Annotated in this window: 9 protein-coding genes, 46 tRNA genes, 4 rRNA genes and 1 other RNA gene; 4 read left to right on the forward strand and 56 right to left on the reverse strand. The window is 42.8% G+C overall.

All coding sequences use genetic code 11. The annotated features are described in order from the left end of the window. Positions 1-2: 2 nt before the first annotated feature. From KGNDJEFE_RS00470 to KGNDJEFE_RS00720, 51 genes are all read right to left on the reverse strand, one after another. Positions 3-2,904: ribosomal RNA gene (locus tag KGNDJEFE_RS00470) — 23S ribosomal RNA — on the reverse strand. Between the two features lie 103 nt (positions 2,905-3,007). Beyond that, positions 3,008-3,083, reverse strand: a tRNA-Ala gene (locus KGNDJEFE_RS00475). Between the two features lie 52 nt (positions 3,084-3,135). Next, positions 3,136-4,638 (reverse strand): 16S ribosomal RNA (locus tag KGNDJEFE_RS00480). Together the 16S and 23S rRNA genes with 1 tRNA gene alongside form the textbook arrangement of a ribosomal RNA operon. 249 nt (positions 4,639-4,887) lie before the next feature. Continuing rightward, positions 4,888-5,289: a hypothetical protein gene (locus tag KGNDJEFE_RS00485; RefSeq protein ID WP_006441222.1), complete on the reverse strand. Its 402-nt coding sequence runs from the start codon at positions 5,287-5,289 to the stop codon at positions 4,888-4,890. A 66-nt stretch (positions 5,290-5,355) separates the two neighbouring features. Continuing rightward, positions 5,356-5,431, reverse strand: a tRNA-Val gene (locus KGNDJEFE_RS00490). 7 nt (positions 5,432-5,438) lie between these two features. Continuing rightward, positions 5,439-5,512, reverse strand: a tRNA-Arg gene (locus KGNDJEFE_RS00495). A gap of 29 nt (positions 5,513-5,541) precedes the next feature. Further along, positions 5,542-5,615, reverse strand: a tRNA-Cys gene (locus KGNDJEFE_RS00500). 6 nt (positions 5,616-5,621) lie between these two features. Further along, positions 5,622-5,694: transfer RNA gene (locus tag KGNDJEFE_RS00505), tRNA-Lys, on the reverse strand. Between the two features lie 11 nt (positions 5,695-5,705). Beyond that, positions 5,706-5,782: transfer RNA gene (locus tag KGNDJEFE_RS00510), tRNA-His, on the reverse strand. A 6-nt stretch (positions 5,783-5,788) separates the two neighbouring features. Continuing rightward, positions 5,789-5,865, reverse strand: a tRNA-Ile gene (locus tag KGNDJEFE_RS00515). A 9-nt stretch (positions 5,866-5,874) separates the two neighbouring features. Further along, positions 5,875-5,951, reverse strand: a tRNA-Met gene (locus tag KGNDJEFE_RS00520). Between the two features lie 8 nt (positions 5,952-5,959). Continuing rightward, positions 5,960-6,035: transfer RNA gene (locus KGNDJEFE_RS00525), tRNA-Phe, on the reverse strand. Positions 6,036-6,064: 29 nt separating this feature from the next. Then, positions 6,065-6,148, reverse strand: a tRNA-Leu gene (locus KGNDJEFE_RS00530). Between the two features lie 7 nt (positions 6,149-6,155). Next, a tRNA-Ser gene (locus tag KGNDJEFE_RS00535) sits at positions 6,156-6,244 on the reverse strand. Positions 6,245-6,257: 13 nt separating this feature from the next. Next, positions 6,258-6,333 (reverse strand) — tRNA-Lys (locus tag KGNDJEFE_RS00540). 14 nt (positions 6,334-6,347) lie between these two features. Continuing rightward, positions 6,348-6,422, reverse strand: a tRNA-Gln gene (locus KGNDJEFE_RS00545). Between the two features lie 28 nt (positions 6,423-6,450). Then, a tRNA-Arg gene (locus tag KGNDJEFE_RS00550) sits at positions 6,451-6,527 on the reverse strand. 22 nt (positions 6,528-6,549) lie between these two features. Next, positions 6,550-6,633: transfer RNA gene (locus tag KGNDJEFE_RS00555), tRNA-Leu, on the reverse strand. Positions 6,634-6,646: 13 nt separating this feature from the next. After that, a tRNA-Tyr gene (locus KGNDJEFE_RS00560) sits at positions 6,647-6,731 on the reverse strand. A 5-nt stretch (positions 6,732-6,736) separates the two neighbouring features. After that, positions 6,737-6,812: transfer RNA gene (locus KGNDJEFE_RS00565), tRNA-Thr, on the reverse strand. 4 nt (positions 6,813-6,816) lie between these two features. Further along, positions 6,817-6,892, reverse strand: a tRNA-Asn gene (locus tag KGNDJEFE_RS00570). A gap of 29 nt (positions 6,893-6,921) precedes the next feature. After that, positions 6,922-6,998 (reverse strand) — tRNA-Asp (locus KGNDJEFE_RS00575). 8 nt (positions 6,999-7,006) lie between these two features. Beyond that, positions 7,007-7,082, reverse strand: a tRNA-Val gene (locus tag KGNDJEFE_RS00580). A 4-nt stretch (positions 7,083-7,086) separates the two neighbouring features. Further along, positions 7,087-7,160, reverse strand: a tRNA-Gly gene (locus KGNDJEFE_RS00585). Between the two features lie 9 nt (positions 7,161-7,169). Then, a tRNA-Glu gene (locus KGNDJEFE_RS00590) sits at positions 7,170-7,244 on the reverse strand. Positions 7,245-7,255: 11 nt separating this feature from the next. Then, positions 7,256-7,331 (reverse strand) — tRNA-Met (locus KGNDJEFE_RS00595). 12 nt (positions 7,332-7,343) lie between these two features. Continuing rightward, positions 7,344-7,430: transfer RNA gene (locus tag KGNDJEFE_RS00600), tRNA-Leu, on the reverse strand. Between the two features lie 16 nt (positions 7,431-7,446). After that, positions 7,447-7,520: transfer RNA gene (locus tag KGNDJEFE_RS00605), tRNA-Cys, on the reverse strand. 6 nt (positions 7,521-7,526) lie between these two features. Beyond that, positions 7,527-7,599 (reverse strand) — tRNA-Lys (locus KGNDJEFE_RS00610). Between the two features lie 11 nt (positions 7,600-7,610). Continuing rightward, positions 7,611-7,687: transfer RNA gene (locus KGNDJEFE_RS00615), tRNA-His, on the reverse strand. Positions 7,688-7,693: 6 nt separating this feature from the next. Continuing rightward, a tRNA-Pro gene (locus KGNDJEFE_RS00620) sits at positions 7,694-7,770 on the reverse strand. Between the two features lie 13 nt (positions 7,771-7,783). Beyond that, positions 7,784-7,860: transfer RNA gene (locus tag KGNDJEFE_RS00625), tRNA-Ile, on the reverse strand. Positions 7,861-7,869: 9 nt separating this feature from the next. Then, positions 7,870-7,946, reverse strand: a tRNA-Met gene (locus KGNDJEFE_RS00630). A gap of 8 nt (positions 7,947-7,954) precedes the next feature. Continuing rightward, positions 7,955-8,030, reverse strand: a tRNA-Phe gene (locus KGNDJEFE_RS00635). A 3-nt stretch (positions 8,031-8,033) separates the two neighbouring features. After that, positions 8,034-8,122, reverse strand: a tRNA-Ser gene (locus tag KGNDJEFE_RS00640). A 13-nt stretch (positions 8,123-8,135) separates the two neighbouring features. Next, positions 8,136-8,208 (reverse strand) — tRNA-Lys (locus KGNDJEFE_RS00645). 40 nt (positions 8,209-8,248) lie between these two features. Then, a tRNA-Gln gene (locus tag KGNDJEFE_RS00650) sits at positions 8,249-8,324 on the reverse strand. Between the two features lie 3 nt (positions 8,325-8,327). Beyond that, a tRNA-Arg gene (locus KGNDJEFE_RS00655) sits at positions 8,328-8,404 on the reverse strand. A gap of 16 nt (positions 8,405-8,420) precedes the next feature. Continuing rightward, a tRNA-Gly gene (locus KGNDJEFE_RS00660) sits at positions 8,421-8,495 on the reverse strand. Between the two features lie 34 nt (positions 8,496-8,529). Next, positions 8,530-8,613, reverse strand: a tRNA-Leu gene (locus KGNDJEFE_RS00665). Between the two features lie 18 nt (positions 8,614-8,631). After that, positions 8,632-8,716 (reverse strand) — tRNA-Tyr (locus KGNDJEFE_RS00670). Positions 8,717-8,721: 5 nt separating this feature from the next. Further along, positions 8,722-8,797: transfer RNA gene (locus KGNDJEFE_RS00675), tRNA-Thr, on the reverse strand. Positions 8,798-8,801: 4 nt separating this feature from the next. Continuing rightward, a tRNA-Asn gene (locus KGNDJEFE_RS00680) sits at positions 8,802-8,877 on the reverse strand. A 29-nt stretch (positions 8,878-8,906) separates the two neighbouring features. Continuing rightward, positions 8,907-8,983, reverse strand: a tRNA-Asp gene (locus tag KGNDJEFE_RS00685). Positions 8,984-8,991: 8 nt separating this feature from the next. Continuing rightward, a tRNA-Val gene (locus tag KGNDJEFE_RS00690) sits at positions 8,992-9,067 on the reverse strand. A gap of 4 nt (positions 9,068-9,071) precedes the next feature. Then, positions 9,072-9,145: transfer RNA gene (locus KGNDJEFE_RS00695), tRNA-Gly, on the reverse strand. A gap of 9 nt (positions 9,146-9,154) precedes the next feature. Beyond that, positions 9,155-9,229 (reverse strand) — tRNA-Glu (locus KGNDJEFE_RS00700). Between the two features lie 11 nt (positions 9,230-9,240). Further along, a tRNA-Met gene (locus tag KGNDJEFE_RS00705) sits at positions 9,241-9,316 on the reverse strand. Between the two features lie 12 nt (positions 9,317-9,328). Then, positions 9,329-9,415: transfer RNA gene (locus tag KGNDJEFE_RS00710), tRNA-Leu, on the reverse strand. Between the two features lie 131 nt (positions 9,416-9,546). Further along, a 23S ribosomal RNA gene (locus KGNDJEFE_RS00715) occupies positions 9,547-12,448 on the reverse strand. A gap of 151 nt (positions 12,449-12,599) precedes the next feature. After that, positions 12,600-14,100: ribosomal RNA gene (locus tag KGNDJEFE_RS00720) — 16S ribosomal RNA — on the reverse strand. A gap of 430 nt (positions 14,101-14,530) precedes the next feature. On the opposite strand from KGNDJEFE_RS00720, the gene KGNDJEFE_RS00725 reads away from it, so the two are divergent. Beyond that, a complete protein-coding gene (locus tag KGNDJEFE_RS00725) occupies positions 14,531-15,775 on the forward strand; it encodes an MGDG synthase family glycosyltransferase (protein ID WP_006441194.1) in 1,245 nt (414 codons plus the stop codon). A gap of 68 nt (positions 15,776-15,843) precedes the next feature. On the opposite strand, the gene KGNDJEFE_RS00730 is transcribed toward KGNDJEFE_RS00725, so the two are convergent. The 5 genes from KGNDJEFE_RS00730 to ffs all read right to left on the reverse strand — a co-directional run bounded on the left by KGNDJEFE_RS00730 (position 15,844) and on the right by ffs (position 19,228). Next, positions 15,844-16,038, reverse strand: coding sequence for a hypothetical protein (locus KGNDJEFE_RS00730; protein WP_006441195.1), 195 nt, complete (start codon positions 16,036-16,038; stop codon positions 15,844-15,846). Continuing rightward, the gene (recR, locus tag KGNDJEFE_RS00735) at positions 16,038-16,637 is read right to left on the reverse strand and encodes a recombination mediator RecR (protein ID WP_040410758.1); all 600 of its coding nucleotides are present in this window, start codon (positions 16,635-16,637) and stop codon (positions 16,038-16,040) included. The genes KGNDJEFE_RS00730 and recR overlap by 1 nt, the downstream gene beginning before the upstream one ends. Positions 16,638-16,645: 8 nt before the next feature. Then, the gene (locus KGNDJEFE_RS00740) at positions 16,646-16,999 is read right to left on the reverse strand and encodes a YbaB/EbfC family nucleoid-associated protein (RefSeq protein ID WP_006441197.1); all 354 of its coding nucleotides are present in this window, start codon (positions 16,997-16,999) and stop codon (positions 16,646-16,648) included. A 134-nt stretch (positions 17,000-17,133) separates the two neighbouring features. Further along, complete coding sequence (gene dnaX, locus KGNDJEFE_RS00745) at positions 17,134-18,816, reverse strand: DNA polymerase III subunit gamma/tau (RefSeq protein ID WP_006441198.1); 1,683 nt, start codon at positions 18,814-18,816, stop codon at positions 17,134-17,136. A 146-nt stretch (positions 18,817-18,962) separates the two neighbouring features. After that, positions 18,963-19,228, reverse strand: an RNA gene (gene ffs, locus KGNDJEFE_RS00750) — signal recognition particle sRNA large type. Positions 19,229-19,568: 340 nt separating this feature from the next. On the opposite strand from ffs, the gene KGNDJEFE_RS00755 reads away from it, so the two are divergent. Genes KGNDJEFE_RS00755 through panC form a run of 3 tightly spaced genes read left to right on the forward strand, consistent with a single transcriptional unit; the run spans position 19,569 to position 22,184 of the window. Then, a complete protein-coding gene (locus KGNDJEFE_RS00755; protein WP_006441199.1) occupies positions 19,569-20,459 on the forward strand; it encodes a Rossmann-like and DUF2520 domain-containing protein in 891 nt (296 codons plus the stop codon). Further along, positions 20,459-21,286, forward strand: a complete 828-nt coding sequence (gene panB / locus KGNDJEFE_RS00760; protein ID WP_006441200.1) for a 3-methyl-2-oxobutanoate hydroxymethyltransferase — start codon at positions 20,459-20,461, stop codon at positions 21,284-21,286. Before KGNDJEFE_RS00755 ends, panB begins: the two co-directional genes overlap by 1 nt. A 52-nt stretch (positions 21,287-21,338) precedes the next feature. After that, positions 21,339-22,184 (forward strand): pantoate--beta-alanine ligase, encoded by an 846-nt coding sequence (gene panC, locus KGNDJEFE_RS00765; protein ID WP_006441201.1) that lies wholly within the window; start codon positions 21,339-21,341, stop codon positions 22,182-22,184. The last annotated feature ends 212 nt before the right edge of the window (positions 22,185-22,396 follow it).

Below are 22,396 nucleotides of genomic sequence, written 5' to 3' on the forward strand. Positions count from 1 at the left end.
TCTTGGTCAAGTCCTCGACCTATTAGTATCGGTAAGCTACATACATTACTGCACTTCCACCTCCGACCTATCAACCACGTAGTCTTCATGGGGTCTTACTTCCGAAGAATGGGAAATCTTATCTTAAGGCTGGCTTCGCGCTTAGATGCTTTCAGCGCTTATCCGTTCCGTACATAGCTACCCAGCCATGCCTCTGGCGAGACAACTGGTACACCAGCGGTACGTCCACCCCGGTCCTCTCGTACTAAGGGCAGATCCTCTCAAATTTCCTACGCCTGCGACGGATAGGGACCGAACTGTCTCACGACGTTCTGAACCCAGCTCGCGTACCACTTTAATGGGCGAACAGCCCAACCCTTGGGACCTACTACAGCCCCAGGATGTGATGAGCCGACATCGAGGTGCCAAACCTCCCCGTCGATGTGGACTCTTGGGGGAGATAAGCCTGTTATCCCCAGGGTAGCTTTTATCCGTTGAGCGATGGCCCTTCCACTCAGAACCACCGGATCACTAAGTCCGACTTTCGTCCTTGCTCGACCTGTATGTCTTGCAATCAAGCTCTCTTATGCCTTTACACTCTGTGCACGATTTCCGACCGTGCTGAGAGAACCTTTGAGCGCCTCCGTTACCTTTTGGGAGGCGACCGCCCCAGTCAAACTGCCCGCCTGACAGTGTCCCAAGACCTGATTCAAGGCCTCTGGTTAGAGTCCCAGTACTACAGGGGTGGTATCCCAACGGTGGCTCATCCAAAACTGGCGTCCTGGAATCAAAGCCTCCCACCTATGCTGTACATGTAGTACCAAGACCCAATGCCAAGCTACAGTAAAGCTCCATGGGGTCTTTCCGTCCTGTCGCAGGTATCCGGCATCTTCACCGGAATTACAATTTCACCGAGTCTGTTGTTGAGACAGTGCCCAAATCGTTACGCCTTTCGTGCGGGTCGGAACTTACCCGACAAGGAATTTCGCTACCTTAGGACCGTTATAGTTACGGCCGCCGTTTACTGGGGCTTAAGTTCACTGCTTCGATTGCTCTAACAGATCCCCTTAACCTTCCAGCACCGGGCAGGCGTCAGCTCCTATACATCGTCTTGCGACTTAGCAGAAACCTATGTTTTTGGTAAACAGTCGCTTGGGCCTATTCTCTGCGGCCATCTTTCGATGGCACCCCTTATCCCTAAGTTACGGGGTCATTTTGCCGAGTTCCTTAACAACAGTTCTCTCGCTGGCCTTAGGATACTCTCCTCACCCACCTGTGTCGGTTTGCGGTACGGGCGCCTTTAAACTCGATAGAGACTTTTCTCGACAGTGTGAATGCAGATGCTTCGCTACTAAATTTCGCTCCCCGTCACACCCCAGCATTATATCCGTGGATTTGCCTCCGGATACTGCCTCAGTGCTTGGACGTGCATAACCAACAGCACGCTCATCCTGTCCTACTGTGTCATCCCATTTCTCAAACGCTTATTGGCGGTACAGGAATTTCAACCTGTTGTCCATCACCTACGCCTTTCGGCCTCGGCTTAGGTCCCGACTAACCCAGGGAGGACGAACCTTCCCCTGGAAACCTTGGGTTTACGGCCTGTGGGATTCTCACCCACATCTCGCTACTCATGCCAACATTCTCACTTCTTTACAGTCCACATGTCCTTACGGTCATGCTTCTGCCCAGTAAAGAAAGCTCCCCTACCCATCATAAATGATGCCGTGGCTTCGGTAGTAGGTTTTAGCCCCGGAAATCTTCGGCGCAGGATCACTCGACCAGTGAGCTATTACGCACTCTTTGAATGAGTGGCTGCTTCTAAGCCAACATCCTGGTTGTCTGTGCAATCCCACATCCTTTACCACTTAACCTACATTTGGGGACCTTAGCCGACGGTCTGGGCTGTTGCCCTCTCGACCGTGAATCTTATCACCCACGGTCTGACTCCCAGATAAAAGATGACGGCATTCGGAGTTTGATAGTCTTCGGTAGGTGCAATACCCCCTAGGACATTCAGTGCTCTACCTCCGTATCTCTGAATCTGAGGCTAGCCCTAAAGCTATTTCGGGGAGAACCAGCTATCTCCGGGTTCGATTGGAATTTCACCGCTATCCACAAGTCATCCCCGAGCTTTTCAACGCTCGTGGGTTCGGTCCTCCACGAAATTTTACTTTCGCTTCAACCTGCTCATGGATAGGTCACCCGGTTTCGGGTCTACGTCATGCAACTAAACGCTCAGTTAAAACTCGCTTTCGCTGCGGCTGCATACTTGAAGTACTTAACCTTGCTGCATAACGTAACTCGTTGGCCCGTTCTACAAAAAGTACGCGGTCACACAAGAAATGTGCTTCCACAGTTTGTAAGTACAGGGTTTCAGGTTCTATTTCACTCCCCTCCCGGGGTTCTTTTCACCTTTCCCTCACGGTACTATGCGCTATCGGTCACCGGGTAGTATTTAGCCTTGGAGGGTGGTCCCTCCTGCTTCCCACGGGGTTTCACGTGTCCCGTGGTACTCTGGATCATATCGGAAGTCTTCTCACTTCGACTACAGGGCTGTTACCTTCTATGGCGGAGCTTTCCAAAACTCTTCGTCTGTAATAACCTCTTCCTGATGATATGTCCGCAACCCCTAAGAAGCGAACTTCTTAGGTTTGGGCTGTTCCGCGTTCGCTCGCCGCTACTAGCGGAATCGAATTTCTTTCTCTTCCTTCGGGTACTTAGATGTTTCAGTTCCCCGAGTTCCCCTCAACGAGCTATGTATTCACTCGAAGATACCATGACATTACTCATGGTGAGTTTCCTCATTCGGAAATCTATGGATCAAAGTTTACGTGCAACTCCCCATAGCTTATCGCAGCTTATCACGTCCTTCATCGGCTCCCGGTGCCAAGGCATCCGCCCTGCACCCTTAATAACTTGACCAGTTACAGTTGATATTTTTTTATAAGGTTATCGTCCTTATTTATCACATTAAGGAAATAAATGATGTCATATCATAATATATATGTAGTTTTCAAAGTACAAATGGTGGAGATGAGGAGATTCGAACTCCTGACCCCTTGCTTGCAAGGCAAGTGCTCTCCCAACTGAGCTACACCCCCATATTAAGTTTGTATAAACTTTCAAAACTGAACAGCAGATAATTCTCCCTAGAAAGGAGGTGATCCAGCCGCACCTTCCGATACGGCTACCTTGTTACGACTTCACCCCAGTTATTGATTCCACCTTCGACGACTTCTCCCAAAAGGTTAGATAGTCGGCTTCGGGTGTCTCCAACTCCCATGGTGTGACGGGCGGTGTGTACAAGACCCGGGAACGCATTCACCGCAGCATTCTGATCTGCGATTACTAGTAACTCCAGCTTCATGTAGGCGAGTTTCAGCCTACAATCCGAACTGAGAATGGCTTTAAGGGATTTGCTCCACCTCACGGCTTAGCTTCCCTCTGTACCACCCATTGTAGCACGTGTGTAGCCCTAGGCATAAGGGGCATGATGATTTGACGTCATCCCCACCTTCCTCCAGGTTATCCCTGGCAGTCTCTCTAGAGTGCCCAACTAAATGATGGCAACTAAAGACAAGGGTTGCGCTCGTTGCGGGACTTAACCCAACATCTCACGACACGAGCTGACGACAACCATGCACCACCTGTCACTTCTGTCCCCGGAGGGAAAGAGGAGATTAGTCCTCGGTCAGAAGGATGTCAAGCCTAGGTAAGGTTCTTCGCGTTGCTTCGAATTAAACCACATGCTCCGCTACTTGTGCGGGTCCCCGTCAATTCCTTTGAGTTTCACACTTGCGTGCGTACTCCCCAGGCGGAGTACTTAATGCGTTAGCTGCGGCACCGAAGGGGGTAACCTCCGACACCTAGTACTCATCGTTTACAGCGTGGACTACCAGGGTATCTAATCCTGTTTGCTCCCCACGCTTTCGTGCCTCAGCGTCAGTTACAGTCCAGAAAGCCGCCTTCGCTACTGGTGTTCCTCCCAATATCTACGCATTTCACCGCTACACTGGGAATTCCGCTTTCCTCTCCTGCACTCAAGTCAGACAGTATCAGGAGCTTACTACGGTTGAGCCGTAGCCTTTAACTCCTGACTTGAAAGACCGCCTACGCACCCTTTACGCCCAGTAAATCCGGATAACGCTAGCCCCCTACGTATTACCGCGGCTGCTGGCACGTAGTTAGCCGGGGCTTCCTCCTCAAGTACCGTCATTATCTTCCTTGAGGACAGAGCTTTACGACCCGAAGGCCTTCATCGCTCACGCGGCGTTGCTGCATCAGGCTTGCGCCCATTGTGCAATATTCCCCACTGCTGCCTCCCGTAGGAGTTTGGACCGTGTCTCAGTTCCAATGTGGCCGATCACCCTCTCAGGTCGGCTACTGATCGTCGCCTTGGTGGGCCGTTACCCCGCCAACAAGCTAATCAGACGCGGGTCCATCCTGTACCGAAAAATCTTTGATATAAAAGTCATGCGACTCTTATATGTTATCCCGTATTAGCATACCTTTCGGTATGTTATCCGTGTGTACAGGGCAGGTTACCCACGCGTTACTCACCCGTCCGCCGCTCTTCTCCGAAGAGAATCGCTCGACTTGCATGTGTTAGGCACGCCGCCAGCGTTCATCCTGAGCCAGGATCAAACTCTCAAAATAAAATTTCTTCGAAATTTTATATCGCCAACAAATTTTTCGCTAATGCTCAAAATTCCGTTGCTCAAAATAAAATTAGTTTGTTAAATCCGCTCAGATGTTATCTCAAAATATCTGGCATGGTTTGTATGGCGTTCGAATTATTTATTCGAACTAAATATATCTGCTGTTCAGTTTTCAAAGTTCATTTCTTATCTACAAGTAATATAATAACATTCATATTATATAATGTCAACACTTTTTTTATTATTTTTAATCATTTTGTTTTAACAATCTATTAAGGACATCATTTAACTTTAACAATGGAAGGCTAATATCTGAAAGTGCAACTATTAAATATATACTATTATTTAGCTCTTCCCATTTATATGCACTTGTTACAAATCTTTTTTTATAATCAAAATTAATATCCGCAAAATCTGTAATCATTTCCTCTGCATTATCTAAATATTCTTCAAATATATCTTCATTATATTGATCAAATTTAGAATCAGAATATATATCTTCTACACCTATCCTTAATTTTAAAGCTATTACATCTTCTCTTTTAGTAGATTTCGTCAAATCAGTTTCTACAATAAAATCTGATTCATTATTAAATAAATCTATAATCTCATTACTATCTAATACTTCATCACCAAAAACTACATACATATCCTTTTACCTCAAAACAAATTTTTATTAAAAATATAGTCTTTAACTTTCGCTAAAGACTTTTACTGGTGGGGTTAACAGGGCTCGAACCTGTGACCCCCTGCTTGTAAGGCAGATGCTCTCCCAGCTGAGCTATAACCCCATAAAAATGCGCCCAGAGGGACTCGAACCCGCAACCTCCTGATTCGTAGTCAGGCACTCTATCCGGTTGAGCTATGAGCGCATATTAATATTATATTATCAAATAGTTATTGGAGGCGACATCCAGATTCGAACTGGAGATCAAGGAGTTGCAGTCCATTGCCTTACCGCTTGGCTATGTCGCCGAAAAGTGATCTATCCGCGATTCGAACGCGGGACACCTTGATTAAAAGTCAAGTGCTCTACCGACTGAGCTAATAGACCATATTATTTTTTGGGGTGGATGATGAGATTCGAACTCACGGCCTCCAGAGCCACAATCTGGCGCTCTAACCAACTGGGCTACATCCACCACAAATGGTGGACCATCAGGGACTCGAACCCCAGACCTACCGGTTATGAGCCGGGCGCTCTAACCAACTGAGCTAATGGTCCTCATTATCTTGGTAGCGGTAACAGGAGTCGAACCTGTGACCTTTCGGGTATGAACCGAACGCTCTAGCCAACTAAGCTATACCGCCACACTATATGGTGCCCAGAGGCGGAATCGAACCACCGACACGGGGATTTTCAGTCCCCTGCTCTACCGACTGAGCTATCTGGGCATATTTTATCAAAAAATAAAAATAAAGTATGGTGCGGATGAAGGGAGTCGAACCCCCACGCCGTAGGCGCTAGATCCTAAGTCTAGTGCGTCTGCCAATTCCGCCACATCCGCATATACTTGGCGGAGAGGGTGGGATTCGAACCCACGGTGCCGTTAAGCATCACTGGTTTTCAAGACCAGCTCCTTAAACCACTCGGACACCTCTCCATGTATAAAAAAATGGTGATCTATCCGCGATTCGAACGCGGGACACCTTGATTAAAAGTCAAGTGCTCTACCGACTGAGCTAATAGACCACAAAAAATAAAAATGGCTGGGGATATAGGATTCGAACCTATGCATACATGAGTCAGAGTCATGTGCCTTACCGCTTGGCGAATCCCCAACATTGGTAAATATTAAGTTATGTGTTTTGGTGAGCGCAGAAGGATTCGAACCTTCGACACACGCCTTAGAAGGGCGTTGCTCTATCCAGCTGAGCTATGCACCCACAAAACTGAATTAATAAAATATGGTGCGGATGAAGGGAGTCGAACCCCCACGCCGTAGGCGCTAGATCCTAAGTCTAGTGCGTCTGCCAATTCCGCCACATCCGCGTATATTTTATTTTGGTGGAGGATGGTGGATTCGAACCACCGAAAGCGATGCTAACAGATTTACAGTCTGCCCCCTTTGGCCACTCGGGAAATCCTCCATATTTGGAGCTGGTGATAGGACTCGAACCTACAACCTGCTGATTACAAGTCAGCTGCTCTACCAATTGAGCCACACCAGCATATTGGCGGGAATAACAGGACTCGAACCTGTGACCCAATGATTAACAGTCATTTGCTCTACCAACTGAGCCATATTCCCACATTTTTAGTATTTATTTTTTTATAAAGTGGCGACTCGGATGGGGCTCGAACCCACGACCTCCAGCGTGACAGGCTGGCATTCTAACCAACTGAACTACCGAGCCACTTTATTTGGTGGGGTTAACAGGGCTCGAACCTGTGACCCCCTGCTTGTAAGGCAGATGCTCTCCCAGCTGAGCTATAACCCCATTTTGGAGCGGGTGAAGGGGATCGAACCCTCACAGCTGGCTTGGAAGGCCAGAACTCTACCATTGAGCTACACCCGCATATTTAGTTGGTGACCCGTAGGAGAATCGAACTCCTGTTACCACCGTGAAAGGGTGGTGTCTTAACCGCTTGACCAACGGGCCATATTTTATTTTGGTTGCGGAGGTAGGACTTGAACCTACGACCTTCGGGTTATGAGCCCGACGAGCTGCCAACTGCTCCACCCCGCGATATTATATGAGTGCCGAAGACCGGAATCGAACCGGTACGGGAGGATAAGTCCCGCAGGATTTTAAGTCCTGTGCGTCTGCCAGTTCCGCCACTTCGGCTTAAATCATATTTAGTTGGAGGCGACATCCAGATTCGAACTGGAGATCAAGGAGTTGCAGTCCATTGCCTTACCGCTTGGCTATGTCGCCGAAAAGTGATCTATCCGCGATTCGAACGCGGGACACCTTGATTAAAAGTCAAGTGCTCTACCGACTGAGCTAATAGACCATATTATTTTTTGGGGTGGATGATGAGATTCGAACTCACGGCCTCCAGAGCCACAATCTGGCGCTCTAACCAACTGGGCTACATCCACCACAAATGGTCGAGGTGAAGGGACTCGAACCCCCGGCCCCATGGTCCCAAACCACGTGCGCTACCAAACTGCGCTACACCTCGAAAAATATTTACTTGGTGGACCATCAGGGACTCGAACCCCAGACCTACCGGTTATGAGCCGGGCGCTCTAACCAACTGAGCTAATGGTCCTCATTATCTTGGTAGCGGTAACAGGAGTCGAACCTGTGACCTTTCGGGTATGAACCGAACGCTCTAGCCAACTAAGCTATACCGCCACACTATATGGTGCCCAGAGGCGGAATCGAACCACCGACACGGGGATTTTCAGTCCCCTGCTCTACCGACTGAGCTATCTGGGCATTTGGCGGAGAGGGTGGGATTCGAACCCACGGTGCCGTTAAGCATCACTGGTTTTCAAGACCAGCTCCTTAAACCACTCGGACACCTCTCCATATTTATAAAAGTGATTCATCTGGGACTCGAACCCAGGACTCCCTGATTAAGAGTCAGGTGCTCTACCAACTGAGCTAATGAACCAGATTAATCATCATTTTTTAATTTATTTATAACATTATATTGGCTGGGGATGCAGGACTCGAACCTACGAATGTAGCAGTCAAAGTGCTATGCCTTACCGACTTGGCGAATCCCCAACATGGTGAGCGCAGAAGGATTCGAACCTTCGACACACGCCTTAGAAGGGCGTTGCTCTATCCAGCTGAGCTATGCACCCACATCAACAATGCTTTTGGAGCGGGAAACGAGATTCGAACTCGCGACTTCGACCTTGGCAAGGTCGCGCTCTACCGCTGAACTATTCCCGCACATTATATTATATTTTTTGATATACACTTTACATGGTGCGGATGAAGGGAGTCGAACCCCCACGCCGTAGGCGCTAGATCCTAAGTCTAGTGCGTCTGCCAATTCCGCCACATCCGCGCATATTTTATTTCATTTTGGTGGAGGATGGTGGATTCGAACCACCGAAAGCGATGCTAACAGATTTACAGTCTGCCCCCTTTGGCCACTCGGGAAATCCTCCATATTTGGAGCTGGTGATAGGACTCGAACCTACAACCTGCTGATTACAAGTCAGCTGCTCTACCAATTGAGCCACACCAGCATATTGGCGGGAATAACAGGACTCGAACCTGTGACCCAATGATTAACAGTCATTTGCTCTACCAACTGAGCCATATTCCCACATTTTTAGTATTTATTTTTTTATAAAGTGGCGACTCGGATGGGGTTCGAACCCACGACCTCCAGCGTGACAGGCTGGCATTCTAACCAACTGAACTACCGAGCCACTTTATTTGGTGGGGTTAACAGGGCTCGAACCTGTGACCCCCTGCTTGTAAGGCAGATGCTCTCCCAGCTGAGCTATAACCCCATTTTGGAGCGGGTGAAGGGGATCGAACCCTCACAGCTGGCTTGGAAGGCCAGAACTCTACCATTGAGCTACACCCGCATATTTAGTTGGTGACCCGTAGGAGAATCGAACTCCTGTTACCACCGTGAAAGGGTGGTGTCTTAACCGCTTGACCAACGGGCCATATTTTATTTTGGTTGCGGAGGTAGGACTTGAACCTACGACCTTCGGGTTATGAGCCCGACGAGCTGCCAACTGCTCCACCCCGCGATATTATTTGAGTGCCGAAGACCGGAATCGAACCGGTACGGGAGGATAAGTCCCGCAGGATTTTAAGTCCTGTGCGTCTGCCAGTTCCGCCACTTCGGCTTATTTAGTCCTCTTTTCTTGTTAAGGACAAGTATTATATTAACATATCCAATTGAATGTGTCAATATATTTTTTAAAAGTATTGTACTTTCAAAACTACATACATATTAATCAAATTACCAAATATTTTCTTGGTCAAGTCCTCGACCTATTAGTATCGGTAAGCTACATACATTACTGCACTTCCACCTCCGACCTATCAACCACGTAGTCTTCATGGGGTCTTACTTCCGAAGAATGGGAAATCTTATCTTGAGGCTGGCTTCGCGCTTAGATGCTTTCAGCGCTTATCCGTTCCGTACATAGCTACCCAGCCATGCCTCTGGCGAGACAACTGGTACACCAGCGGTACGTCCACCCCGGTCCTCTCGTACTAAGGGCAGATCCTCTCAAATTTCCTACGCCTGCGACGGATAGGGACCGAACTGTCTCACGACGTTCTGAACCCAGCTCGCGTACCACTTTAATGGGCGAACAGCCCAACCCTTGGGACCTACTACAGCCCCAGGATGTGATGAGCCGACATCGAGGTGCCAAACCTCCCCGTCGATGTGGACTCTTGGGGGAGATAAGCCTGTTATCCCCAGGGTAGCTTTTATCCGTTGAGCGATGGCCCTTCCACTCAGAACCACCGGATCACTAAGTCCGACTTTCGTCCTTGCTCGACCTGTATGTCTTGCAATCAAGCTCTCTTATGCCTTTACACTCTGTGCACGATTTCCGACCGTGCTGAGAGAACCTTTGAGCGCCTCCGTTACCTTTTGGGAGGCGACCGCCCCAGTCAAACTGCCCGCCTGACAGTGTCCCAAGACCTGATTCAAGGCCTCTGGTTAGAGTCCCAGTACTACAGGGGTGGTATCCCAACGGTGGCTCATCCAAAACTGGCGTCCTGGAATCAAAGCCTCCCACCTATGCTGTACATGTAGTACCAAGACCCAATGCCAAGCTACAGTAAAGCTCCATGGGGTCTTTCCGTCCTGTCGCAGGTATCCGGCATCTTCACCGGAATTACAATTTCACCGAGTCTGTTGTTGAGACAGTGCCCAAATCGTTACGCCTTTCGTGCGGGTCGGAACTTACCCGACAAGGAATTTCGCTACCTTAGGACCGTTATAGTTACGGCCGCCGTTTACTGGGGCTTAAGTTCACTGCTTCGATTGCTCTAACAGATCCCCTTAACCTTCCAGCACCGGGCAGGCGTCAGCTCCTATACATCGTCTTGCGACTTAGCAGAAACCTATGTTTTTGGTAAACAGTCGCTTGGGCCTATTCTCTGCGGCCATCTTTCGATGGCACCCCTTATCCCTAAGTTACGGGGTCATTTTGCCGAGTTCCTTAACAACAGTTCTCTCGCTGGCCTTAGGATACTCTCCTCACCCACCTGTGTCGGTTTGCGGTACGGGCGCCTTTAAACTCGATAGAGACTTTTCTCGACAGTGTGAATGCAGATGCTTCGCTACTAAATTTCGCTCCCCGTCACACCCCAGCATTATATCCGTGGATTTGCCTCCGGATACTGCCTCAGTGCTTGGACGTGCATAACCAACAGCACGCTCATCCTGTCCTACTGTGTCATCCCATTTCTCAAACGCTTATTGGCGGTACAGGAATTTCAACCTGTTGTCCATCACCTACGCCTTTCGGCCTCGGCTTAGGTCCCGACTAACCCAGGGAGGACGAACCTTCCCCTGGAAACCTTGGGTTTACGGCCTGTGGGATTCTCACCCACATCTCGCTACTCATGCCAACATTCTCACTTCTTTACAGTCCACATGTCCTTACGGTCATGCTTCTGCCCAGTAAAGAAAGCTCCCCTACCCATCATAAATGATGCCGTGGCTTCGGTAGTAGGTTTTAGCCCCGGAAATCTTCGGCGCAGGATCACTCGACCAGTGAGCTATTACGCACTCTTTGAATGAGTGGCTGCTTCTAAGCCAACATCCTGGTTGTCTGTGCAATCCCACATCCTTTACCACTTAACCTACATTTGGGGACCTTAGCCGACGGTCTGGGCTGTTGCCCTCTCGACCGTGAATCTTATCACCCACGGTCTGACTCCCAGATAAAAGATGACGGCATTCGGAGTTTGATAGTCTTCGGTAGGTGCAATACCCCCTAGGACATTCAGTGCTCTACCTCCGTATCTCTGAATCTGAGGCTAGCCCTAAAGCTATTTCGGGGAGAACCAGCTATCTCCGGGTTCGATTGGAATTTCACCGCTATCCACAAGTCATCCCCGAGCTTTTCAACGCTCGTGGGTTCGGTCCTCCACGAAATTTTACTTTCGCTTCAACCTGCTCATGGATAGGTCACCCGGTTTCGGGTCTACGTCATGCAACTAAACGCTCAGTTAAAACTCGCTTTCGCTGCGGCTGCATACTTGAAGTACTTAACCTTGCTGCATAACGTAACTCGTTGGCCCGTTCTACAAAAAGTACGCGGTCACACAAGAAATGTGCTTCCACAGTTTGTAAGTACAGGGTTTCAGGTTCTATTTCACTCCCCTCCCGGGGTTCTTTTCACCTTTCCCTCACGGTACTATGCGCTATCGGTCACCGGGTAGTATTTAGCCTTGGAGGGTGGTCCCTCCTGCTTCCCACGGGGTTTCACGTGTCCCGTGGTACTCTGGATCATATCGGAAGTCTTCTCACTTCGACTACAGGGCTGTTACCTTCTATGGCGGAGCTTTCCAAAACTCTTCGTCTGTAATAACCTCTTCCTGATGATATGTCCGCAACCCCTAAGAAGCGAACTTCTTAGGTTTGGGCTGTTCCGCGTTCGCTCGCCGCTACTAGCGGAATCGAATTTCTTTCTCTTCCTTCGGGTACTTAGATGTTTCAGTTCCCCGAGTTCCCCTCAACGAGCTATGTATTCACTCGAAGATACCATGACATTACTCATGGTGAGTTTCCTCATTCGGAAATCTATGGATCAAAGTTTACGTGCAACTCCCCATAGCTTATCGCAGCTTATCACGTCCTTCATCGGCTCCCGGTGCCAAGGCATCCGCCCTGCACCCTTAATAACTTGACCAGTTACATTTGACATTTTTTAGTAAGGTTGTCGTCCTTATTTATCACATTAAGGAAATAAATGATGTCATATCATAATATATATGTAGTTTTCAAAGTACAGTTTTGAAGGAATGAACCTTCAAAACCGAACAGCAGATAATTCTCCCTAGAAAGGAGGTGATCCAGCCGCACCTTCCGATACGGCTACCTTGTTACGACTTCACCCCAGTTATTGATTCCACCTTCGACGACTTCTCCCAAAAGGTTAGATAGTCGGCTTCGGGTGTCTCCAACTCCCATGGTGTGACGGGCGGTGTGTACAAGACCCGGGAACGCATTCACCGCAGCATTCTGATCTGCGATTACTAGTAACTCCAGCTTCATGTAGGCGAGTTTCAGCCTACAATCCGAACTGAGAATGGCTTTAAGGGATTTGCTCCACCTCGCGGCTTGGCTGCCCTCTGTACCACCCATTGTAGCACGTGTGTAGCCCTAGGCATAAGGGGCATGATGATTTGACGTCATCCCCACCTTCCTCCAGGTTATCCCTGGCAGTCTCTCTAGAGTGCCCAACTAAATGATGGCAACTAAAGACAAGGGTTGCGCTCGTTGCGGGACTTAACCCAACATCTCACGACACGAGCTGACGACAACCATGCACCACCTGTCACTTCTGTCCCCGGAGGGAAAGAGGAGATTAATCCTCGGTCAGAAGGATGTCAAGCCTAGGTAAGGTTCTTCGCGTTGCTTCGAATTAAACCACATGCTCCGCTACTTGTGCGGGTCCCCGTCAATTCCTTTGAGTTTCACACTTGCGTGCGTACTCCCCAGGCGGAGTACTTAATGCGTTAGCTGCGGCACCGAAGGGGGTAACCTCCGACACCTAGTACTCATCGTTTACAGCGTGGACTACCAGGGTATCTAATCCTGTTTGCTCCCCACGCTTTCGTGCCTCAGCGTCAGTTACAGTCCAGAAAGCCGCCTTCGCTACTGGTGTTCCTCCCAATATCTACGCATTTCACCGCTACACTGGGAATTCCGCTTTCCTCTCCTGCACTCAAGTCAGACAGTATCAGGAGCTTACTACGGTTGAGCCGTAGCCTTTAACTCCTGACTTGAAAGACCGCCTACGCACCCTTTACGCCCAGTAAATCCGGATAACGCTAGCCCCCTACGTATTACCGCGGCTGCTGGCACGTAGTTAGCCGGGGCTTCCTCCTCAAGTACCGTCATTATCTTCCTTGAGGACAGAGCTTTACGACCCGAAGGCCTTCATCGCTCACGCGGCGTTGCTGCATCAGGCTTGCGCCCATTGTGCAATATTCCCCACTGCTGCCTCCCGTAGGAGTTTGGACCGTGTCTCAGTTCCAATGTGGCCGATCACCCTCTCAGGTCGGCTACTGATCGTCGCCTTGGTGGGCCGTTACCCCGCCAACAAGCTAATCAGACGCGGGTCCATCCTGTACCGAAAAATCTTTGATATAAAAGTCATGCGACTCTTATATATTATCCCGTATTAGCATACCTTTCGGTATGTTATCCGTGTGTACAGGGCAGGTTACCCACGCGTTACTCACCCGTCCGCCGCTCTCTCCGAAGAGATCGCTCGACTTGCATGTGTTAGGCACGCCGCCAGCGTTCATCCTGAGCCAGGATCAAACTCTCAAAATAAAATTAGTTTGTTATATCCGCTCAGATGTTATCTCAAAATATCTGGCATGGTTTGTATGGCGTTCGAACTATTTGTTCGAACTAAATATATCTGCTGTTCAGTTTTCAAAGTTCATTCAAAACCTTCGTTTTGTTTTTTATTTTCTTGCCCTCTCTCAAGGACAAGTATTATAATATCAGCTTTCACATTTTACGTCAACACTTTTTTAAAACTTTTTTTATCTTTTTTAAAATTATTTATTTTCTACTTAAAAACTTTCATTTTTCCAATATGATATTTCGTTCATATTACTTGTAATTTTTCAATTATTGTATTAGATTTAATATTGAATTAATGAATAAAAATATTTTTAGACAAATAAAATGTCTATTTGTTAATCAGCAAATACTTTTATAAAATTAATCTATTTGTTGAAATTAGGAGGATTTTATGAAAAAAGTACTTATTATGTCAGCTTCTACAGGTGGTGGACATAACCGCGCTGCTAAAGCAATTCAAGAAGAACTTGAATTAAAAAATATAAATGGTGAACCAATTGAATGTAAAATAATAGATAGTTTAAAGTTAATAAACAGCTTTACTGATAAGTTAATTTCTAGAGGCTACGAAAAATCTGCAATGTATACTCCAGAAGCATATGGAAGCATATACAGACTTTCAGATACAGAGCTAGTTTCAAAAAACGAATACAAGGATAACCCTCTAACATCTTTATTAGCTAGAAAACTAAAAACTTTAATAAAAACTGAAGAACCTAACCTAATTATAGGGACACATCCATTTCCTATGATTGCATTGTGTAAGCTAAAAAAAATATCGAACGATAAAAAACTAACAGAAAACTCCTCTAATGAAATAGAAGAACTTTCTAGCTACTTCCATTGGTCTGAAGATCCTGTAGAAATACCACCATTAATTTCTATACTTACAGATTACACAGTTCACTCAACACATATACAAAACGAAATAAACTACTATATAGTAGGGCATGAATATGTAAAAGAACTTTTGGTATCTGAAGGGGAAGAACCAGAAAAAATAAAACCATATGGAATACCAGTAGAAAAATCTTTCTTACTTCATAGAGATAAAGAAACTATCTTAAATGAATTAAACCTAAATCCTGAAAAGAAGACAATAGTCTTAATGGGTGGTAGCTTTGGAGCAGGAAACATAAAAGAAACACTAGACGAACTTTTAGAAATAAACAGAGATTTCCAAATTTTAGTGATAACTGGAAGAAACAAAGCCTTAAAAGAAAAAATTGATAGAAGATTAGCCACAACAGAACACAACAAAAACGTACAAGTTCTTGGATTCACAGATAAAATGAACGACATATTATATGCTGCAGACTTAATAGTCACAAAACCTGGTGGACTAACAACTACAGAAACATTACTTAAAGGAATTCCTATGATAGTACCTTATTACATACCTGGACAAGAGGAAGAAAACCTAGACTTCCTTTCAAACTGTGGCGCTGTAATAAGAGTAACAAAAAAATACACACTTCCAGTACTAGTAAAAGTATTACTAGACTATCCTGAAAGAGTTGAGCTTCTAAAGAAAAACATCGAATCTATCAAAAAAGTAAACTCAGCTCAAAACATAGCCAACCTATCTCAGGAAATAATGGAGAACGAAGAAGCAATAAAAGAACAGAATAACTAAAAAAAGGGACTGAAATCTTAATAGATAACAGTCCCTTTCTTAATATCTAACACTATTCAAGTTTAAAACTATTTATTTTCAGGTTCATAATAATCCTCTTCATAATCATACTGATAATTCTTAGCATTATTTCTAAAAGAACCCTCAACATTCTTATACTTCTTCTTAGAAGATGCCTTCTGCTTTGGTTTATTAACTCTCTTCTTAGTAATAATATCCATAGCTAAACCTTCATCAAAATCGTATTCTTTTCCGATATTCATTATATCTCTCTTCTTCCTTCAAGTGCCTTTGAAATTGTGACCTCATCAGCATACTCTAAATCCCCACCTACTGGTAGCCCATGTGCAATTCTAGTAACCTTAATCCCCATCGGCTTAACAAGTCTAGCAATATACATAGCTGTAGCTTCACCCTCAACAGTTGGATTTGTAGCCATAATAATCTCCTTAACATCCTGATTAGAAAGTCTAACCAAAAGTTCCTTAATCTTAATCATATCTGGCCCTACTCCATCCATAGGCGAAATAACCCCGTGAAGAACATGATAAAGACCATTATAATCCTTAGTTCTCTCCATAGCTGCTACATCTCTTGGATCCTCAACAACACAAATAACACTTTTATCTCTATTTTTATTTGAACACATACTGCATGGATCTGTATCTGTTATATTACAACAAATCGAGCAGTATCTAATCTCTCTCTTTGCATCGACAATAGCCTTTGCCAATGCTTCAACATCATTATTATTCATATTAACAACATGAAAAGCTAATCTCTGAGCTGTCTTTCTTCCAACTCCAGGTAATTTTGAAAATTCCTCTATTAATCTAGTAATCGGTTCTGTATATACCTGCATCATATCACCTAGAATAATCCTGGTATATTCATTCCACCTGTAAGTTTGTTCATCTGATTAGCCTGAAGATTATCTATATTTCTAAGAGCCTCATTAACAGCACTTAAAACTAAATCCTCTAACATTTCAACATCATCTGGATCTACAACTTCTTCTTTTATACTTATAGAAACTAGTTCTTTCTTACCGTTTACCTTAACAGTAACAGCTCCTCCACCAACTGATGCTTCCACTTCTTTTTCTTCTAACTCTTTCTGAGCTTTTGCCATATCTTCCTGCATTTTCTGAGCCTGTTTTAACATTTTATTCATGTTCATTCCGCCCATACCAGGCATTCCACCTGGGAATCCTTTTTTAGCCATTCCAAATTCCTCCTCTAATTAAAAATTATTTATTCTATTTATTATATTCTTTGTAAGCTGATTATATCAGCAGTACTAATTCAGTCATAATTTATTTTATTACTTATTCATATTTTAAGCAATAATAATAAATTTTATTCTTCGTCCATACTATCTCTTACCTCAATAAGCTCTGGATCTACAACCTGTTTTAGTAGCTCCTCTCCCTTATCCTCTTCTTTTTCAATATCCATATTTATCATATCAGCTTCAGATTCCAAAATAACCTTAACTGAAAAATTCTTATGAACAATATCCTTAACAACACTTTCTATGTACTCTGAATTTCCATGGTCACTCAAACTCTTCTTAGCAAAAGCAAATTTTTCGCCAAAAATTATATACAGCACACCATTGTGTTCTTTAAGACTTTTCTTTTCAAGAAGCATCGCTCTAACAGGCATCTTTCTATCCTGTTTCATCTTATCAAGAATCTTATCCCAAAGCCGCTCTATCTTTTTAAGGTCCTCGCTCTTCATCTCTTCGTATTTCTTTGATTTCTTAGAGCTAGACTTATCTTTAGTTGCTTTAGTCTTTTTAGATTTAGATATTTCTTCTACATCTTCTTCAGAATCCATATCTGCTTCATCTAAAAATTCAGTCTTTCTTGCAGAAACTGTTATATTGCCACTCTCTATAACCTTTTCTAAATATTTTACCCTCTCTTCAAGAGCTTCCTTATTTGTATCATAAGTAGGCTTAATAGTCTTGATAATACCTACTTCAAAAATTGTTCTCTTATCAGTAGCGTATTTTAAATTATTTTGAATCTCAGATAAAATATTTATAATTCTTATAACATTATCAATATCTGTATTTTCTATGCTTTTTTTCATTCTATCAAACTCATCATCTGAAACAGATATAATTTCTTTAGCACTATCTCCAGCTGCTAAACATATCATAAGATTTCTCATATGCTCAAGTAGCTCAGACGATAAAATCTCTATATCCTTGCCACTAGAAATAAAAGAATCTATCTTTTTAAGTGCAGCTGCTACATTGTGAGTTATAATATCATCTGCCAAACCAAATATCTCATCTATATTTACTATACCTAGAATTTCAACAACATCTTCGTATCTTAAATACTTATCACCAAACAGAATACATCTATCCAAAATACTAAGCGCATCCCTAAGTGCTCCTTGAGAGTTTCTAGCTATAACAGAAAGTGCGTCTTCCTCGACTTCTACTCCCTCTTTAGAGCATATGTATCTCATTCTTTCTTTCATCTCTTCTACAGTAATTCTCTTAAAATCAAATCTCTGACATCTAGAAAGAACTGTAGGAATCATCTTATTTGGTTCTGTAGTTGCAAATATAAACACTACATACTCTGGTGGCTCTTCAATTGTCTTTAAAAGCGCATTACTCGCACCTTTTGAAAGCATATGAGCCTCATCTATAATATATACCTTGTATTTAGAATTTGCTGGAGTATATTTTACACTCTCCCTAATCTCTCTAACATCATCGACACTATTATTTGACGCTGCATCTATCTCAAAAATATCTACAGTACTATCATTTAATATCGACTTACAAGATTCACACTCGTTACATGGCTCCCCGTCTTTAGGATTTAAACAGTTTACAGCCCTAGCAAAAATCTTTGCAGCCGTAGTTTTACCTGTACCTCTTGTCCCACTGAACATATACGCATGTGCGATATTTCCTGACATAATTTCATTTTTCAAAGTTCTTATAATATGTTCCTGTCCTACAACATCAGAAAACTTTTGAGGTCTATATTCTCTGTACAATGCCTTGTGCATATACCACACCCCTTTATAATAAATTATTGTTTAATCAAAATATCATTAATTCTTCTAAAGTAATCAATTCTTATTATTTATAATATAAGAATAAAAAAAATCCCTTCATTAATATAATAAGGGATTTGTGCTATTAAAAAAATAAGCTGTACACCATCTATCGTCTTTTCCTCAAAGCCGTTGCCCTATTACTCAGCTCAGCCAAGGCATCCCTGAGTCACACAGAAGGGATTGCTTACCGCTGCTTCCTTCCAGATCTGACGGGATTCACAAGCTTCCATTGCTCAGGACCTGAGCGTCAACACCAAGTAAATAAAGACTGCACTTCAATTACAAATCCTCCAGATGGAGTTCAACCCTGCTATAGCGGATTGCAGGTTACAGGGTGCCGCTACCTCCCCATCTAGTACAGCAAAATTATAACCGTATTTAATTTTTTAACGACACTTTTTATTAAAAATGTCATTGTGAATTACTATACTATGATATCACAAACAAATACTTTCATCAAGGAAAAATAAAAAAAGTTGTTCTTGTCACAATCTCAAATTTTTAATTTGCACAATATTAGTTATAATTTATATTCCTTTTGACAACGTTACTTTGCTCCTTCATATTGTTATTGAATAATTATGGTGCTAAAATATTATTTGGATAGTATCTATATTATAGAACTGTACCTATTTTTAAGCATTAAAAATATTTCTGAAAATCGGGATTAGGATCACACTAGTTTTGGAGGTGATACCATTATGTCCATAGGATTTATCGGACCAGGAAAAGTAGGTGTTTCACTTGCTAGGTATTTTAAAAATAAAAACATTGTTATCTCTGGTTTTTACGGTCGTAATCCAGAATCACTAAAAGAAGCTGCTAGTCTAACAGACTCAAAAGTTTTTTTAGACTTAGAAGATTTAATCGATAAAAGTAATATTATAATAATTACCACTCCCGACGACATAATTTCAGAAATAAGTAATCAAATCTCAAAATACAATCTGACTGGAAAATCAGTTTGCCATACAAGTGGCTCTATTCCATCAGATGTTCTTTCTAGTGCAGAAAATTCAGGTGCATCAATCTATTCTATACATCCAATGTTTGCATTTTCTAATAAATTCACAGACTTAGAACAACTAAATAACGTGTATTTCTCTATAGAAGGTAAAAATATATCTAAAGACTCTGAAGTTATAAAACTCATGGATTCTTTAGGCAATAAATACTTCACTAGAGGATCAGATTCATCTGCTAAGTACCATTTAGCAAGTGTAGTGGTTTCTAATCTAGCTTTATCGCTATTTAATATAGGAACTGGATATTTAACAGAATTAGGACTTTCTGAAGATGAAGCCTTTGAGGCTCTCTATCCTCTTATTACAGGAAATATAAACAATATAAAAGAAAAAGGATATAGACTTTCCTTGACAGGACCTGTTGCTAGAGGTGATGTATCTCCTGTAGAAAAACATCTATCTGTATTAAAGGATAGTGATATCGAAATATATAAAAATCTTTCTATGAATTTATTAAAACTTAAAGCTGAAAGAGAATTTTGTGAGAACAAAGACTCTCTTGAAAAGCTTGTACAATCATCGAAAAAATATAGCGAACTTTTAAAATTACTCGGAGGAATAGAATAATGAAAAACACTGTATTATCATTCAAAGAAGCAAAAGAAGAAGGTAAAAAATTAAGTATGTTAACTGCATACGATTATTCAATGGCTAAAATAATAGATAGCTGTGGAATAAACGGAATATTAGTTGGTGACTCTCTTGGTATGGTTATCAAAGGAGATGAAGATACTCTTGGAGTTACTGTTGAAGACATAATATACCACACTAGAGCAGTTAAAAAAGGTGCTAAAAACGCATTAATAGTTGGAGATATGCCATTCCTTTCTTACCATGTATCTATAGAAGATGCTGTAAGAAACGCAGGAAGAATAGTTAAAGAAGGTGGCGCACACGCAGTTAAACTTGAAGGTGGCGCAACAGTAGCTAAACAGGTTAAAGCAATAGTAGACGCTCAGATACCAGTTATGGGACATTTAGGACTTACTCCTCAGTCTGTAAACGCATTTGGTGGATTTAAAGTTCAGGGAAAAACTGAAGAAGCAGCTAGAAAATTAATAGAAGATGCTAAACTTCTTGAAGAAGCTGGAGCTTTCTCAATAGTACTTGAAGGTGTTCCTGCTGCAATAGCAAAATTAATAACTGAAGCTGTTTCAATACCTACTATAGGAATCGGTGCTGGTGTTGATTGTGACGGGCAGATACTTGTTTATCAGGATATGCTTGGAATGTTTGACGACTTTGTTCCAAAATTCGTTAAACAGTATGCAAATACTGGTAAAGTAATGAGAGATGCTATATGTGAATATATAGAAGAAGTTGAAAACTGCTCATTCCCAGAACAGAAACATACTTTTAAAATAGATGAAGAAGAACTTAAAAAACTTTATTAATCAGATAAAAAATAAAATTACAACTTTATAAAAATTAGATTGGAGAATTAAGATGTTAGTACATACAATAAAAGAAGTTAGAGAACAGGTTAAAGCTTGGAAAAAAGAAGGACTTACTGTAGGATACGTACCTACTATGGGATATCTTCACGAAGGACATAGATCATTAATAGAAAAAGCTGTTTCAGAAAATGATAGAGTAGTTGTCAGTGTATTCGTAAACCCAACTCAGTTCGGACCAAATGAAGATTACGAAGATTATCCAAGAGATATACAGAAAGACTACGCTCTTTGTACAGATGCTGGAGCTAATTTAGTTTTCAATCCAGAACCAGAAGAAATGTACTTCCCTGATAAATGCACAACTGTAAATGTTGAAGGATTATCAAAAGGTTTATGTGGAGCTAAAAGACCAGTTCATTTCGGTGGTGTTTGCTTAGTTGTTTCTAAGTTCTTAAATATAGTTACTCCTGATAGAGCATATTTCGGTGAAAAAGATGCTCAGCAGTTAGCTATAATAAAAAGAATGGTTAGAGATTTAAGCATGGATGTTGAAATAGTAGGATGCCCAATAGTTAGAGAAGCTGATGGTCTTGCTAAGAGCTCAAGAAATACTTATCTTTCTGCTGAAGAAAGAGTAGCTGCTCTTGTACTTAATAGAAGCCTTACAAAAGCTAAAGCTGCTATGGAAGATGGTTTAAGATGCGTAAGTGAAATAAGAGACCTTATAGAAAGCGAAATAAAAGAAGAACCTCTAGCTAAAGCTGATTATATAGAAATAGTTGATAGCGAAACTCTTCAGCCTGTAGAATCTGTTGAAAGAGATGTTTTAGTTGCTATAGCTGTTTATATAGGTAAGACTAGACTTATAGATAATTTCACTTTTAGATTAGCTTAATTATTAGATATTTTTTTACTATCTCAATTTTATTTGTTATATATTTTTTTTATAATTATTTTAGTTTTTTAGACGAGGATTATTTATTGTTGAAATTTCAATATTTTCCTCGTTTTTTATTTGTCTATAAACTATTCTGATATTTTGTTTACATTTCCCTTTTTTATGTGTTATAATGTACTAGTATTATTTTATACAACTCTTTTTTATTT

The organism is Peptacetobacter hiranonis (assembly GCF_008151785.1).
GTDB lineage: Bacteria > Bacillota > Clostridia > Peptostreptococcales > Peptostreptococcaceae > Peptacetobacter > Peptacetobacter hiranonis.

Coding starts and splice junctions, on each gene's coding strand:
- KGNDJEFE_RS00725 (WP_006441194.1), top strand. CDS start 14,531: ATGAAAAAAGTACTTATTATGTCAGCTTCTACAGGTGGTGGACATAAC.
- recR (WP_040410758.1), bottom strand. CDS start 16,637: ATGCAGGTATATACAGAACCGATTACTAGATTAATAGAGGAATTTTCA.
- panC (WP_006441201.1), top strand. CDS start 21,339: ATGTTAGTACATACAATAAAAGAAGTTAGAGAACAGGTTAAAGCTTGG.
- KGNDJEFE_RS00755 (WP_006441199.1), top strand. CDS start 19,569: ATGTCCATAGGATTTATCGGACCAGGAAAAGTAGGTGTTTCACTTGCT.
- dnaX (WP_006441198.1), bottom strand. CDS start 18,816: ATGCACAAGGCATTGTACAGAGAATATAGACCTCAAAAGTTTTCTGAT.
- KGNDJEFE_RS00740 (WP_006441197.1), bottom strand. CDS start 16,999: ATGGCTAAAAAAGGATTCCCAGGTGGAATGCCTGGTATGGGCGGAATG.
- KGNDJEFE_RS00485 (WP_006441222.1), bottom strand. CDS start 5,289: ATGTATGTAGTTTTTGGTGATGAAGTATTAGATAGTAATGAGATTATA.
- KGNDJEFE_RS00730 (WP_006441195.1), bottom strand. CDS start 16,038: ATGAATATCGGAAAAGAATACGATTTTGATGAAGGTTTAGCTATGGAT.
- panB (WP_006441200.1), top strand. CDS start 20,459: ATGAAAAACACTGTATTATCATTCAAAGAAGCAAAAGAAGAAGGTAAA.